This window comes from Aeromonas sp. S18(2024) (genome assembly GCF_041402525.1).
GTDB classification, from domain to species: domain Bacteria; phylum Pseudomonadota; class Gammaproteobacteria; order Enterobacterales; family Aeromonadaceae; genus Aeromonas; species Aeromonas enteropelogenes.
In genome coordinates, this window is the sequence record NZ_JBGLQV010000002.1 from 576792 (window position 1) to 589905 (window position 13114).

The 13114-nt window shown below is 57.1% G+C and carries 14 protein-coding genes and 2 tRNA genes; 5 read left to right on the top strand and 11 right to left on the bottom strand.

The features are described 5' to 3' along the window. Positions 1-12 precede the first annotated feature (12 nt). The 8 genes from ACB034_RS05845 to rlmE form a co-directional block, all read right to left on the bottom strand. Positions 13-89 (bottom strand) — tRNA-Met (locus ACB034_RS05845). Between the two features lie 92 nt (positions 90-181). After that, positions 182-266 (bottom strand) — tRNA-Leu (locus ACB034_RS05850). Positions 267-273: 7 nt separating this feature from the next. Beyond that, a complete protein-coding gene (secG, locus tag ACB034_RS05855; protein ID WP_026455732.1) occupies positions 274-600 on the bottom strand; it encodes a preprotein translocase subunit SecG in 327 nt (108 codons plus the stop codon). After that, positions 601-1365 carry a triose-phosphate isomerase gene (tpiA, locus tag ACB034_RS05860; RefSeq protein WP_124239035.1) on the bottom strand — a complete coding sequence of 255 codons (765 nt, stop codon included), beginning with the start codon at positions 1363-1365 and terminating at the stop codon, positions 601-603. It lies immediately after the preceding gene. A 131-nt stretch (positions 1366-1496) separates the two neighbouring features. Further along, positions 1497-2831 (bottom strand): phosphoglucosamine mutase, encoded by a 1335-nt coding sequence (gene glmM, locus ACB034_RS05865; protein ID WP_371172324.1) that lies wholly within the window; start codon positions 2829-2831, stop codon positions 1497-1499. Positions 2832-2848: 17 nt separating this feature from the next. After that, positions 2849-3694: a dihydropteroate synthase gene (gene folP / locus ACB034_RS05870; RefSeq protein WP_371172325.1), complete on the bottom strand. Its 846-nt coding sequence runs from the start codon at positions 3692-3694 to the stop codon at positions 2849-2851. 60 nt (positions 3695-3754) lie between these two features. Further along, positions 3755-5704 carry an ATP-dependent zinc metalloprotease FtsH gene (gene ftsH, locus ACB034_RS05875; protein WP_124239038.1) on the bottom strand — a complete coding sequence of 650 codons (1950 nt, stop codon included), beginning with the start codon at positions 5702-5704 and terminating at the stop codon, positions 3755-3757. A gap of 45 nt (positions 5705-5749) precedes the next feature. Beyond that, a complete protein-coding gene (rlmE, locus tag ACB034_RS05880; RefSeq protein ID WP_371172326.1) occupies positions 5750-6379 on the bottom strand; it encodes a 23S rRNA (uridine(2552)-2'-O)-methyltransferase RlmE in 630 nt (209 codons plus the stop codon). Positions 6380-6476: 97 nt separating this feature from the next. On the opposite strand from rlmE, the gene yhbY reads away from it, so the two are divergent. After that, the gene (gene yhbY / locus ACB034_RS05885; protein ID WP_026455726.1) at positions 6477-6773 is read left to right on the top strand and encodes a ribosome assembly RNA-binding protein YhbY; all 297 of its coding nucleotides are present in this window, start codon (positions 6477-6479) and stop codon (positions 6771-6773) included. Between the two features lie 106 nt (positions 6774-6879). Beyond that, positions 6880-7473: a PilZ domain-containing protein gene (locus tag ACB034_RS05890; protein ID WP_124239039.1), complete on the top strand. Its 594-nt coding sequence runs from the start codon at positions 6880-6882 to the stop codon at positions 7471-7473. Positions 7474-7523: 50 nt separating this feature from the next. On the opposite strand, the gene greA is transcribed toward ACB034_RS05890, so the two are convergent. The 3 genes from greA to pomA all read right to left on the bottom strand — a co-directional run bounded on the left by greA (position 7524) and on the right by pomA (position 9826). Continuing rightward, on the bottom strand, positions 7524-8000 hold the full coding sequence (greA, locus tag ACB034_RS05895; protein ID WP_042028108.1) for a transcription elongation factor GreA: 477 nt from the start codon (positions 7998-8000) through the stop codon (positions 7524-7526). Between the two features lie 156 nt (positions 8001-8156). Then, positions 8157-9059: a flagellar motor protein MotB gene (locus ACB034_RS05900; protein ID WP_026455723.1), complete on the bottom strand. Its 903-nt coding sequence runs from the start codon at positions 9057-9059 to the stop codon at positions 8157-8159. A gap of 8 nt (positions 9060-9067) precedes the next feature. Beyond that, positions 9068-9826: a flagellar motor protein PomA gene (gene pomA / locus ACB034_RS05905; protein ID WP_026455722.1), complete on the bottom strand. Its 759-nt coding sequence runs from the start codon at positions 9824-9826 to the stop codon at positions 9068-9070. A gap of 212 nt (positions 9827-10038) precedes the next feature. Between pomA and xseB the strand changes: the two genes are divergently transcribed. The 3 genes from xseB to dxs are packed head-to-tail and all read left to right on the top strand — an operon-like array spanning position 10039 to position 13071. Next, entirely contained in the window at positions 10039-10290 is a 252-nt protein-coding gene (xseB, locus tag ACB034_RS05910) for an exodeoxyribonuclease VII small subunit (RefSeq protein WP_042028110.1), read from the top strand. Then, positions 10291-11181 (top strand): (2E,6E)-farnesyl diphosphate synthase, encoded by an 891-nt coding sequence (gene ispA / locus ACB034_RS05915; protein ID WP_371172327.1) that lies wholly within the window; start codon positions 10291-10293, stop codon positions 11179-11181. It abuts the gene before it with no gap. A 21-nt stretch (positions 11182-11202) separates the two neighbouring features. Then, positions 11203-13071: a 1-deoxy-D-xylulose-5-phosphate synthase gene (gene dxs / locus ACB034_RS05920; RefSeq protein ID WP_371172328.1), complete on the top strand. Its 1869-nt coding sequence runs from the start codon at positions 11203-11205 to the stop codon at positions 13069-13071. Positions 13072-13114: the final 43 nt, after the last annotated feature.

The window sequence follows — 13114 nt, forward strand, 5'->3', positions numbered from 1 at the left end:
ATGCGTGAAATTTGGTTGCGGGGGCCGGATTTGAACCGACGACCTTCGGGTTATGAGCCCGACGAGCTACCATGCTGCTCCACCCCGCGTCCGAAATCGTGCGAGATTATAGCCATATCACTCCGATGAAACAAGACTGACTGGCTATAACACACCCGGTCACCCGAGCTTACTGCTTAATTGGTGCCGTGGGCGGGACTCGAACCCGCACACCCTAGAGCACTACCCCCTCAAGATAGCGTGTCTACCAATTCCACCACCACGGCAAAACTCTTACTCGGGAACGTCAGTATCTTTCTTCACTGGCGCTTTGTTCTGCTCAACCTGTTGGGTCTGTTGCAGATTTTCCCATTCACTACCCTGTTTTACCTTGTGAGTGGACATGGATCCAAGCACCAAGCTAATTACGAAGAACAGAGTAGCCAAAATCGCTGTTGTTCGGGTCAGGAAGTTTCCTGAACCACTGGAGCCAAACACTGTGTTTGATGCCCCTGCGCCGAAGGAGGCGCCCATGTCAGCCCCTTTACCTTGCTGAATCATCACCAGACCAATCAAAGCCAGTGACACCAGCAGATAAACGACCAAAAGAATCTCGTACATTTAACTTGCACCCTTTGCCGCTTCAACAATTCCTAAAAACGCATCGCTATCGAGACTTGCACCACCAATAAGACCACCGTCTACATCGTGCTGGGCAAACAAATCTCTCGCATTGGCTGGCGTCACGCTCCCACCATAGATGATTCTAACTTTCTCACCTATTACCGGAGTATCCTCCGCCAAGCGACCACGTATAAAGGAATGAACCTCTTGTGCCTGCTCGGGTGTGGCGCATTTACCTGTACCTACAGCCCAAATCGGCTCGTAGGCGATGATAGCATTATCGAAAGCCATCGCGCCATTTTTCTCTATGACGATGTCCAGCTCTTCCGCGATGACCTCAAAGGTTCTTCTCGCTTGCCTTGCTGCACCCGACTCACCCAAACAGAGGATTGGAACAAGCCCTGCCGCTCTGGCAGCCGCAAATTTCTCTGCGACGATAAAACTGGTTTCTCCAAAGAGACGCCTGCGCTCGGAGTGCCCTACCAGTACGTAGCGACATCCTGCCTCAACCAGCATCTGACACGAAACTTCTCCCGTGTAAGCGCCTGCTGTGTGCTGACTCACATTCTGAGCCCCCAACTTTATCGCCATCTGCTCACCGAGCAATGATGCGGCAAAGTCGAGATGCACATGGGACGGACAGAAAACAACATCTACATCATCACCAACGCCCTTCAGGCATTGACTCGTAAACTGCTCTAACTGCGACCTACTACCGTGCAACTTCCAGTTGGCTGCTACAAACGGCTTGCGATGTCCCATCGACAACTCCCTTGCGAAAGCGGGGCTGATAATATCCAGAGGATTGTCAGCTGACAAGTGCTATTTTCAATTTTTTGAATCGATTGAACAAGATACAACCAGGGCGACTAAAAAGCCGCCCTGAATGCTCATTAAAGCGCCGATTCAACTTGCTTGGCAATACGCTGTGCCATGTCATGAACCTGCTGTTCATGCTCACCTTCCACCATCACCCGGATCAGGGGTTCGGTACCGGATTTGCGCAGCAGTACGCGGCCACGACCGGCCAGCTCCTGCTCCACCTTTGCCACCTCCTGCTTGACCGCATCGGCAGAGAGCGGATCCTTGCCCTCGGCAAAGCGAACATTCACCAGCACCTGCGGGAACTTGTTCATCCCTGAGCGCAACTTGGCCAACGGCATCTCGGCGCTGCGCATGGCGGTCAGCACCTGCAGGGCGGCGACAATGCCATCCCCGGTGGTGGTCTGATCCAGGCAGATAATGTGACCGGAATTTTCACCACCGATCCGCCAGCCCTTCTCTTCCATCATCTCGAGAACGTAACGGTCACCCACCTTGGCACGGGCAAACGGGATGCCAAGCGTCTGCAACGCCAGCTCCAGCCCCATGTTGGCCATCAGGGTTCCAACAACTCCGCCCTTGAGACGACCATTGCGCAGTGCATCACGCGCGATGATATAGAGAATTTCATCACCGTCGATGAGATAGCCGGTATGGTCAACCATGATCAGACGGTCACCATCCCCATCAAATGCCACCCCGAGGTCGGCCTTGCACTCCAGCACCTTGGTGACCAGCGCCTCAGGGGCGGTAGAACCGACACCGTCGTTAATATTGAGACCATCCGGCGCACACCCCATGGTGATCACTTCTGCTCCCAGTTCACGGAACACGGAAGGGGCGATGTGGTAGGTGGCACCGTGGCCGCAATCAACCACCATTTTCAGCCCTTCCAGGTTCATATGAGAGGGGAAGGTGCTCTTGCAAAACTCGATATAACGGCCAGCGGCATCATCGATGCGAACAGCCTTGCCCAGCTCGGCAGAGTCAACGCACTTGAGCTCATGATCCAGCTCGGCCTCGATGGCCATCTCGACCTCGTCGGGCAACTTGGTGCCATCGGCAGAGAAGAACTTGATGCCATTGTCATAGAAGGGATTGTGTGAGGCACTGATGACGATACCGGCTTCAGCACGGAAGGTACGGGTCAAATAGGCCACAGCCGGCGTGGGCATGGGGCCCATCAGAATGGCCTTGAGGCCTGCGGCAGAGAGGCCTGCCTCCAGGGCCGACTCCAGCATGTAGCCTGAGATGCGGGTATCCTTGCCGATCAGCACCTTGCGGGTACCCTTCTTGGAGAGCACCTTGCCCGCAGCCCAACCCAGCTTCATTACGAAATCCGGAGTGATCGGGTACTCACCCACCTTGCCGCGTACCCCATCGGTACCGAAATACTTTCTTGCCATTGTCTGTTCTCGTTTTTTTATTTGGAAATAAAATCTTGTCCCGTCATTGCCTGCCAGCCAACCCGCAATGCATCCATGGTTTCCCGCACATCGTGCACCCGAATGATCCTGGCGCCTTGCTGCATGCTGATCAAAGCGCAGGCAAGGCTTCCGGCAAGGCGCTCATCCACTGGACGGGCGAGCAGGTTGCCTATCATAGACTTTCGAGACATGCCCACCAAGAGTGGCAAACCATAGCAGAGCAGCTCCTTTTGCGCCGCCAGTAGCTGGTAGTTGTGCACCAGCGTCTTGCCAAAGCCGTAACCCGGATCCAGCAGCAGCTTCTCGCGCCCAATCCCGGCAGCCTCGCAGACGGCGATCCGCTCGTCGAAAAAGGCTTTCACCTCCTCCAGCAGATCATCGTAATGAGGCTCGACCTGCATGGTTCTCGGTTGCCCCTGCATGTGCATCAGGCACACAAGTACGTCAGCTTCTGCGGCGGCAAGCAGCGCACCCGGCTCTTGCAGCGCGCGAACGTCATTGATGAGATGGGCGCCAGCCTTGCACCCTTCGCGCATCACGGTGGCCTTGGAAGTATCAAGCGAGATCATCACATTGCACTCGCGTACCAATCGCTCGACGATGGGGATAACCCTATCCAGCTCTTCCTGTTCGCTTACATCAGGAGCGCCGGGTCGGGTCGACTCACCACCGATATCGATCAGGGTCGCACCGTCGGCCACCATCTGGCGAGCGTGGGTCATCGCGCGCTCAAGCTGGGTGAAATTGCCACCATCGGAGAAGGAGTCCGGCGTCACATTGAGGATCCCCATGACATGAGGACGATCGAGGGAGAGGCTGAGCCCCTTGCTGATTAACTGCATCTTCATTTCCGTCTAGATAAAGAAAAACCCCGGGCAAGCCCGGGGTTTGAAGAGTCACGATTATTTAGCCGGGAGATCGTTGGCCTTGTCGATATCGACATCCGCCACCGGTTCCGTCGCGGTTGCAGCCGGTTTGGGTTCAGCAGCAACGGTGGAACCACCTTGCGGTGTATCACCGTGCTCATCATGCCAGTTGCTGGGGGCACGCACTTCGCGACGGGCCATCAGATCGTCGATCTGCTTGGCGTCGATAGTTTCGTACTTCATCAGCGCATCTTTCATGCTGTGCAACACGTCCATGTTGTCCAGCAGGATCTGCTTGGCACGGTCGTAGTTGCGATCGATGACCTGCTTTACTTCGGCATCGATGATACGGGCCGTATCGTCAGACATATGCTTGGCCTTGGCCATGCTGCGACCGAGGAATACTTCACCATCTTCTTCCGCATAGAGCATGGGACCGAGACGCTCGGACATACCCCACTGGGTCACCATCTTGCGGGCGATATCGGTGGCTCGCTCGATGTCGTTGGAGGCACCAGTCGATACCTTCTCAGCACCGTAAATCAGCTCTTCTGCCAGACGACCACCGTACAAACTGGAGATCATGGACTCCAGATGCTGCTTGGAGTGGCTCCAGCGATCCTGCTCCGGCAGATACATGGTCACACCCAGCGCACGACCACGGGGAATAATGGAGACCTTGTATACAGGGTCATGATCCGGGACCAGACGCCCGATGATGGCGTGACCCGCTTCGTGATAGGCGGTCATCTCCTTCTCGGACTCTTTCATCACCATGGAGCGACGTTCCGCCCCCATCATGATCTTGTCCTTCGCCTTCTCGAACTCGGCCATGGAAACCACACGGCGGCTCTCGCGAGCGGAGAACAGGGCCGCTTCGTTGACCAGGTTGGCCAAATCGGCACCGGAGAAACCGGGTGTACCACGGGCAATGAGGGCTGCGTTGACGTCATCGGCCAACGGAACCTTGCGCATGTGTACTTTCAGGATCTGTTCACGACCACGGACATCCGGCAGACCGACCACCACCTGGCGATCGAAACGACCAGGACGCAACAAGGCCGGATCCAGCACGTCAGGACGGTTGGTGGCAGCGATGACTATGATGCCTTCATTGCCTTCGAAACCATCCATCTCGACCAGCATTTGGTTCAGAGTCTGCTCACGTTCGTCGTGACCACCACCCAGACCGGCGCCACGCTGGCGGCCGACAGCATCGATCTCATCAATAAAGATGATGCAGGGAGAGGATTTCTTGGCCTGCTCGAACATGTCACGCACCCGGGAGGCGCCCACACCCACGAACATCTCGACGAAATCGGAACCGGAAATGGTAAAAAACGGCACCTTGGCTTCACCGGCAATGGCCTTGGCCAGCAAAGTCTTACCGGTACCGGGAGGACCTACCAGCAGTACGCCAGTCGGGATCTTGCCCCCCAGTTTCTGGAATTTGCTCGGGTCGCGCAGATAGTCAACCAGCTCCTTGACCTCTTCCTTGGCTTCATCGCAGCCGGCGACGTCGGCGAAGGTCGTCTTGATCTGATCTTCACTCATCAGGCGAGCCTTGCTCTTGCCAAACGACATGGCACCCTTGCCACCGCCGCCCTGCATCTGACGCATGAAGAAGACCCAGACACCGATCAGCAGCAGCATCGGGAACCAGGAGATGAAGATGGAGGTCAGCAGAGACGGCTCCTCCGGCTTCTCACCCATGACTTTTACGTTATGGTTGAGCATGTCATTGAGCAGCTGGGGATCCGGCGCAGGAATGATGGTGGTGAAACGCTCACCAGTCCGTTTGACGCCGTTAATGACCTTGCCGTCCATCCGAACTTCACGGATCTGCTCTTGGGTCACCTCTTTAACGAAGCTGGAATAGTCCAGCTGGCGACTGGTGGTATCGCTGGGGCTGAAGCTATTGAACACCGACATCAATACGACGGCGATGACCAGCCACAGGATTAAGTTTTTCGCCATGTCACTCAAATCAGTAACCTCGCAGACTGACAGTTAACGATGAAGGTTAGGGTACTACAGTTTAAAACCGGTAGCCACAATGTAGACTTCCCGTGATCTGGCTCGGGATGAGTCTGGTTTGCGAATTTTGACAGTTGTGAAAAGTTGACGTATTTCATTGAGATAGGCGTCGAAACCCTCCCCTTGGAACACCTTCACCACAAAACTGCCATCGCTGCGCAATACTTGGTTGCACATGTCCAGTGCCAACTCGACCAGATACATGGCCCGGGCCTGATCCACCTGCTGGGTACCGCTCATATTGGGTGCCATATCAGACATCACGACATCTACCTTGTCGGGACCCACTCGCCCCAGCAAAGCGCCGAGCACAGTTTCCTCCCGAAAGTCCCCTTGCAGGAAATCGACACCGGCAATGGGATCCATAGGCAAAATGTCACAGGCGATGACACGACCCGACTCACCCACCTGTTCAACCGCGAACTGGGACCAGCCACCCGGAGCCGCCCCCAAATCCACCACTGTCATGCCGTTCCTGAGCAAACGGTCTTTGCCCTGGATCTCGTCAATCTTGAAAACGGCACGGGAACGCAGCCCCATCTTCTGGGCTTTTTTGACGTATTGATCGTCGAAATGTTCTTTTAACCAGCGAGTTGAACTGGCGGAACGTTTTTTCTGGGTCATGATAATCGACTTTAAAAAACCACAAGGGTTATTAGTATTAAGGGCTAAGTGGGGGTAGAATACGCCCCTTTCAACCCTGACTTATGAAGAAATTGCGATGATTCTCAACAATAAACAGAAACAGTACCTCAAGGGCCTTGCCCACAGCCTCAAGCCTGTCGTCCTGCTGGGTCAACATGGTCTGACCGAAGGCGTACTGGCCGAGATCGATCTGGCACTGAACCATCACGAGCTGATCAAGGTTAAGGTTGCCTCTGAAGATCGCGAGATGAAACAACTGGTTATGGATGCTATCGTCCGTGAAACCGGTGCAATCAAGGTGCAGAGCATGGGTCATGTGCTGACCATCTACCGTCAGGCCAACGAACCCAAAATCCAGCTGCCCCGCAAGTAAAAGGAAAGAGCATCGCTCTTTCCTTATTTCATTTCCTTCCCGAGTCGCTTGCAAAGGTAGTCGCAAAGCCCTTAACCTGCGATGAATAGTCGTGGAGAGAGCCGCTATGGAACACCACCAGATTCTCACCGAAGATGAACTGGCCATGTTGCGGGACCTGGGAAACGATCAGGAAAACACCGCCGGACAATCTCTGAGCGGTTACCTCGCAACTCCTCTGGTTGGACTGCTGCAACGCGCCGATCGGCTCGTACTTGAAGCCCGCTTCGCAGGACATCAGCTTCGCTTTCCCCTGCGCTTCACCCAGGGGGATGACGGCTTTATCGAGCCACGCATTGCCGCTCCTGTCATCAAGGAACTCGGCTACCCACACCAACGAGCCTGGCGTCTCGATGAGAAAGCCCGTTTCAGGGTGGCCGGAACCGACTATCAGGTGCACAGCCTGTCACTGGACGGTCTGGTCGTGGAAGGCTTGCCCGCAAACCTGCATAAAGGCGCCACTCTCAGCGGTACTCTCTATATTCACGAACTGGCCCCACTCCCCCTTTGCGCCGAGCTGATCAGGCATATTCACCAGCAAAACGGCCTTCAGGGTTGGGCGCTGCATTTCCAGATGGCCAAACCTGATCTGGAGCGTCTACGCAACTGGATTTTCCTGCGCCACCAGGATGCCTTCACCGAAGCCTATCGAACCGGGTAAAGACAAACAGGGGAGCCTATGCCCCCCTGTTTCGGCACCTTGCCATCCTGTTAGATGTAGGCGACTTCCAGGATTTCGTATTCCACATCGCCAGCCGGCGTCTTGACGATGGCGACATCATCCACTTCCTTGCCAATCAGGGCTCTGGCAATGGGGGAATTGACGGAGATGAGGTTTTGCTTGATGTCAGCCTCATCGTCACCCACGATGCGGTAGACCACTTCTTCCTCGGTCTCGCTCTTGAGCAGGGTAACGGTAGCGCCAAAAATCACCCGACCATTGTTGGTCATCTTGGTGACATCGATCACCTGGGCATTGGAGAGCTTGCCTTCGATCTCCTGGATACGTCCTTCGCAGAACCCCTGCTGCTCACGGGCGGCATGGTATTCGGCATTTTCCTTCAGATCGCCGTGCTCACGGGCATCGGCAATCGCTTCGATAATCTGGGGACGAAGCTCGGTCTTGAGATATTCGAGCTCTTCGCGCAGCTTTTCAGCGCCGCGAACAGTCATCGGAGTATGATTCATAGTCGAAACCTGGGTTGCTTGAAAAAAGAGACTGCGACCAAGCATCAGCCGGTCGCAGCAATCGGTTCGGATGGGGCATCTTAATATGAAGCCGGCACAAAATCCATGTCAGCGCCCCGACACAGATCCCACTTGCACACTTGTTTATGGCCGTGATCACTGTGCTTTCGGCACGGATATCGGCTCGGAAATCGTCGGTTTGCCCTGCATGATGGAGATCTCCACCCGTCGATTCATCCGACGGTTTTCGGCCGTCGTATTGGGCACCAGCGGCTGGGTATCGGCCATTCCCTGCACCACCAAACGACTCTGATCGAAACCGGGCACCTTGATCATCTGGTGGGCTACCGCCACCGCACGCTGGGTGGAAAGATCCCAATTGGAGCTGAACAACTCGTTCTCGGTCGCCACATTGTCGGTATGGCCCGAGATGGTGATCTCCCCGGGAACATCCTTCAGCAGAGCGGCGACCTTGCGGATAACCGGCCAGAACTGGGGTTGCAAGAATGCAGAGCCGGCAGGGAAGGAGGCCTTCTCGCGGATCCGGATGATGATCTGCTGCCCCAAAGCCTCAATTTCGATGGCGCCATCCTGGATCTGATCCTTGAGCTGCTCGGCCAGTGCTTTGGCCAGGTTGTTGGACTGCTGCTGGGCCTGCTGTGCCGTTTGCGACGTCTGGGGCGTATCTCCCCCGGTCTGCTTGCCATCGCTTTTATCCTGGCCACCCGCCTGTTCCGCCTCACCCGGCAGGAACTCCAGTTCGGTCTGGGTCATGTCGATGGTCTGCTGCATGATGGTATCGATCGGGGTCGGTTCGGGACGACCGGGTCTGAACTCCTGGGCGATGACGGAAGTCCCCTTGGGGATGTCCTTCACTTCCAGAATGTTCTGCACCCCGAATGCGTTCTTCATCGAGCCTGCAATCTGCTTGAACTTGAGCACGTCCATCTCGGCAAACGACAGCAACAACACGAAGAAACACATCAACAGCGACATCAGGTCAGCGAAAGTCCCCATGTAGCCGGGCAGCCCTGGTGGCGGACATTTGCATTTAGACATTATGCCCCCTACTCGGTGCCATCATTGCGTTTGGACTGGTTCAGGTAGTTCTGCAGCATGGACTGGATCACCCGCGGGTTCTGGCCATCCTGGATCCCCATGATGGCGTCGAGGATCAGGGCACGGCTCAAGCTCTCCTCGCCGCTACGCAGCTCCAGCTTGTCAGCGATGGGAATGGCGATCATGTTCGCTTCAATGGCCCCGTACAGGGTGGTCAGCAAGGCGACCGCCATGGCCGGGCCGATGGATTTGGGGTCGCTCATATTCGACAGCATGGCCACCAGACCGACCAGAGTACCGATCATGCCCATGGCCGGACCGAGATCCCCCAGGGTGCGAAACACCTTGATGGCACTGGAGTGGCGCTCCGCCGTGAGATCGATGTCTTTTTCCAGCACCGAACGCACCACATCGGCATCGTGACCATCCACCAGCATGTCGATCCCCTTCTTCATGAAGGGACTGGGGATCTCGGCTGCCTCCAGTGCCAGAAAGCCCCCCTTGCGGGCGGCATCGGCCAGTTCAACCGCCTTGGCAATCAGGTCTTCCAGCTTGTCGCCCTTGTACATGAAGGCTTTGCCCGCCACCTTGAAAGCCATCAGGAACTGGCCAAGGTTGAACTTCATCATGGCGATGAAGATGGAACCCAAGACGGTGATCATGACAGAGGGGACATCCACATACATGCTGACCGGACCACCCAGCAGCATGCCGTATACGACCACCCCGAATCCCAGCACTACCCCAATCAGACTACCTAGATCCACAATCCCTACTCCTGTCACCGGTGCTTGTTGCTATTTATAGTTTGTTGAATTTTCTGCTATTGCGCCCCAGGCGGCAAGCACACATCCGCTCGGAATGATGTCTCATTATCGACCAATTGTCGGAGAGTTTGAGCCATGGGTGTTTTTCTGCCTCCCCCATGGGGGCGGTCGATGTTAATATAAGCCGTTTTTTTCAATCCCCGAGGATGGACATGGCCAGTAAAAAAATCGACCGTCTGAGTTTTGATGCCACTCTGGAAGAGCTGGAAACCATCGTTCATCAGCTGGAACAAGGTTCCTTACCGCTGGAAGAGGCACTCAAGCAGTTCGAACAGGGCATTCATCTGGTTCGCGCCGGTCAGCAGAAGCTGGAACAGGCCGAACAGAAGATCCAGATCCTGCTGAGCCAGGCCGATGGCAGTGAACAACTCGCCCCCTTCCAGCCAGAACAAGGAGAGGAGTGAGTGGCGCTGGACCAATTTTCCCGTCTGCATCGTCAACGTATCGACGACTGTTTGTCAGCACAACTTGAATCCTTGCCCGCCATGGCCCCGCGCCTACGCGATGCCATGAAGTATGGCTTGCTGCTCGGTGGCAAGCGGGTACGCCCCTTCCTGGTCTACGCAGTTGGCGAAATGCTGGGAGTAAAAAGCGAACTGCTGGACGGCCCGGCCGCCGCAGTCGAGTGCATCCATGCTTACTCCCTCCTGCACGACGACCTGCCCGCCATGGACAATGACGATCTGCGTCGCGGCCAACCGACCGTGCACAAGGCTTTCGATGAAGGCACCGCCATCCTGGCCGGTGACGCCCTGCAGACCCTGGCCTTCTCCATCCTGGCCGATCACCCCCTGCCCGGCGAATTGATGGCCAACCGGGTGCGGATGCTGAGCGCCCTCGCCCGCGCCTCGGGATATTTAGGGATGTGTGGTGGCCAGGCCCTCGATCTGCAGGCCGAAGGTCGTCAAATCAACCTGGCCGAACTGGAGCAGATCCATCGCCACAAGACCGGCGCCCTCATCGAGTGCGCCGTCATGCTGGGGGCCCTGTGCAAGGCCGACGTGGATGAAGCGACCCTGGCCGCGCTGCAGACCTACGCCGCCGCCATTGGCCTCGCTTTCCAGGTGCAGGATGACATCCTCGACATTACCAGCGATACCGCCACCCTGGGCAAGCCGCAAGGCTCCGATCTGGCGCAGGAGAAAAGCACTTATCCTGCGCTGCTCGGACTCGACAATGCCCGTGAACTGACTCGCGAACTCCATGGTAAAGCCTTAACAGCATTGCAATCTTTACCCTACAATACCGACATTCTGGAAGCGTTTGCCGATTACATCATCGAGCGAACCCACTAAACGCTGGATAACAGTAACAATATGAGCGTTGATATTAGCAATTTCCCCAACCTGGCCCTCGCGGATACCCCGATAGAGCTGCGTTCTCTGCCCAAGGAGCGGCTGCCTGCACTGTGCAACGAGCTGCGCGAGTATCTGCTGCGCTCGGTGAGCCGCTCCAGCGGCCACTTTGCCTCTGGTCTGGGCACGGTCGAGCTGACGGTTGCCCTGCATTACGTCTACAACACCCCGTTCGATCGCCTGATCTGGGATGTGGGCCACCAGGCCTATCCCCACAAGATCCTGACCGGACGTCGCGACCAGATCCACACCATTCGCCAGAAGGATGGTCTGCACCCCTTCCCCTGGCGGGGCGAAAGCGAATACGACGTCCTCAGCGTTGGCCACTCCAGCACTTCCATCGGTGCGGCGCTCGGCATGGCGGTCGCGGCCGAGAGTGAAGGATTGGGGCGCAAGGTGGTAGCGGTGATCGGCGATGGTGCCATCACGGCCGGGATGGCGTTCGAGGCGCTCAATCACGCCGGTGACGTCCACAAGGACATGCTGGTGATCCTCAACGACAACGAGATGTCCATCTCCGAGAACGTCGGGGCACTGAACAATCACTTGGCCCGGGTCATGTCCGGCAAGCTCTACACCACTATCCGCGAAGGCGGCAAGAAGGTGCTGGCGGGTCTGCCGCCGGTCAAGGAGCTGGCCAAACGGGCCGAGGAGCATCTCAAGGGGATGGTGGTGCCGGGCACCCTGTTCGAGGAGTTCGGCTTCAACTATATCGGCCCCATCGACGGCCACGATATCGACGCCCTGGTCGAGACCCTGCGCAACATGCGCAATCTCAAGGGGCCCCAGCTGCTCCACATCAAGACCAAAAAGGGCAAGGGCTACGAGCCGGCGGAGAAAGACCCCATCGGTTATCACGCCGTCCCCAAATTCAATCCCGACGAGTGCACCCTGCCCAAGAGCGGCGGCGGCAAGCCCACCTTCTCCGCCATCTTCGGCCAGTGGCTGTGCGACATGGCGGCGAAAGACGAGAAGCTGGTCGGCATCACCCCCGCCATGCGCGAGGGCTCCGGACTGGTGAAATTCAGCCAGCAATACCCGGATCGCTACTTCGACGTGGCCATCGCCGAACAGCATGCGGTCACCTTCGCCGCCGGCCTCGCCATCGCCGACAAGAAGCCGGTGGTCGCCATCTATTCAAGCTTCCTGCAGCGCGCCTACGATCAGGTGATCCACGACGTGGCCCTGCAGGATCTTCCGGTGCTGTTCGCCATCGACCGGGCCGGTCTGGTGGGGGCCGATGGCCCGACCCATCAGGGGGCGTTTGACATCAGTTTCCTGCGCACCGTGCCCAACATGGTGATCATGACTCCGTCCGACGAGAACGAATGCCGCCAGATGCTCTACACAGGCTACCTGCATCAGGGGCCGGCGGCAGTACGCTATCCCCGTGGCAGCAGCCCGAGCGATGCCCCCGTCTCGCAAGAGATGCAGGCACTCGAGCTTGGCAAGGGTCGCGTGCTACGGGAAGGCAAGGGCACCGCCATCCTGGCATTTGGTACCCTGCTGCAGCACGCCTGGGCCGCCGCCGAGGCGCTCGACGCCACCCTGGTGGACATGCGTTTCGTCAAGCCGATGGATGAGGCGCTGGTGCTCTCCCTGGCCGCAACTCACGATCACTTCGTCACCCTCGAGGACAACGCCATCATGGGCGGTGCCGGCTCGGCGGTGAACGAATTGCTGATGCGCAGCAAACAGTGCAAGCCGGTGCTCAACCTGGGCCTGCCGGATCGCTTCGTGGAACAAGGCACCCAGCAGGAGATCTACGCCCTGCTGGGACTGGATGATGCAGGCATCCAGGCCAGCATTGAGCGCTGGCTGCAAGCCTGACGAAATTCCCCGCGAGCAATAAAGAAGGGCGCCAATATGGCGC

What these genes read in the sequence shown, in the direction of transcription:
- glmM (WP_371172324.1), bottom strand. Translation starts at nt 2,831, where the DNA reads ATGGCAAGAAAGTATTTCGGTACCGATGGGGTACGCGGCAAGGTGGGT.
- secG (WP_026455732.1), bottom strand. Translation starts at nt 600, where the DNA reads ATGTACGAGATTCTTTTGGTCGTTTATCTGCTGGTGTCACTGGCTTTG.
- dxs (WP_371172328.1), top strand. Translation starts at nt 11,203, where the DNA reads ATGAGCGTTGATATTAGCAATTTCCCCAACCTGGCCCTCGCGGATACC.
- xseB (WP_042028110.1), top strand. Translation starts at nt 10,039, where the DNA reads ATGGCCAGTAAAAAAATCGACCGTCTGAGTTTTGATGCCACTCTGGAA.
- ACB034_RS05890 (WP_124239039.1), top strand. Translation starts at nt 6,880, where the DNA reads ATGGAACACCACCAGATTCTCACCGAAGATGAACTGGCCATGTTGCGG.
- greA (WP_042028108.1), bottom strand. Translation starts at nt 8,000, where the DNA reads ATGAATCATACTCCGATGACTGTTCGCGGCGCTGAAAAGCTGCGCGAA.
- tpiA (WP_124239035.1), bottom strand. Translation starts at nt 1,365, where the DNA reads ATGGGACATCGCAAGCCGTTTGTAGCAGCCAACTGGAAGTTGCACGGT.
- ACB034_RS05900 (WP_026455723.1), bottom strand. Translation starts at nt 9,059, where the DNA reads ATGTCTAAATGCAAATGTCCGCCACCAGGGCTGCCCGGCTACATGGGG.
- rlmE (WP_371172326.1), bottom strand. Translation starts at nt 6,379, where the DNA reads ATGACCCAGAAAAAACGTTCCGCCAGTTCAACTCGCTGGTTAAAAGAA.
- folP (WP_371172325.1), bottom strand. Translation starts at nt 3,694, where the DNA reads ATGCAGTTAATCAGCAAGGGGCTCAGCCTCTCCCTCGATCGTCCTCAT.
- yhbY (WP_026455726.1), top strand. Translation starts at nt 6,477, where the DNA reads ATGATTCTCAACAATAAACAGAAACAGTACCTCAAGGGCCTTGCCCAC.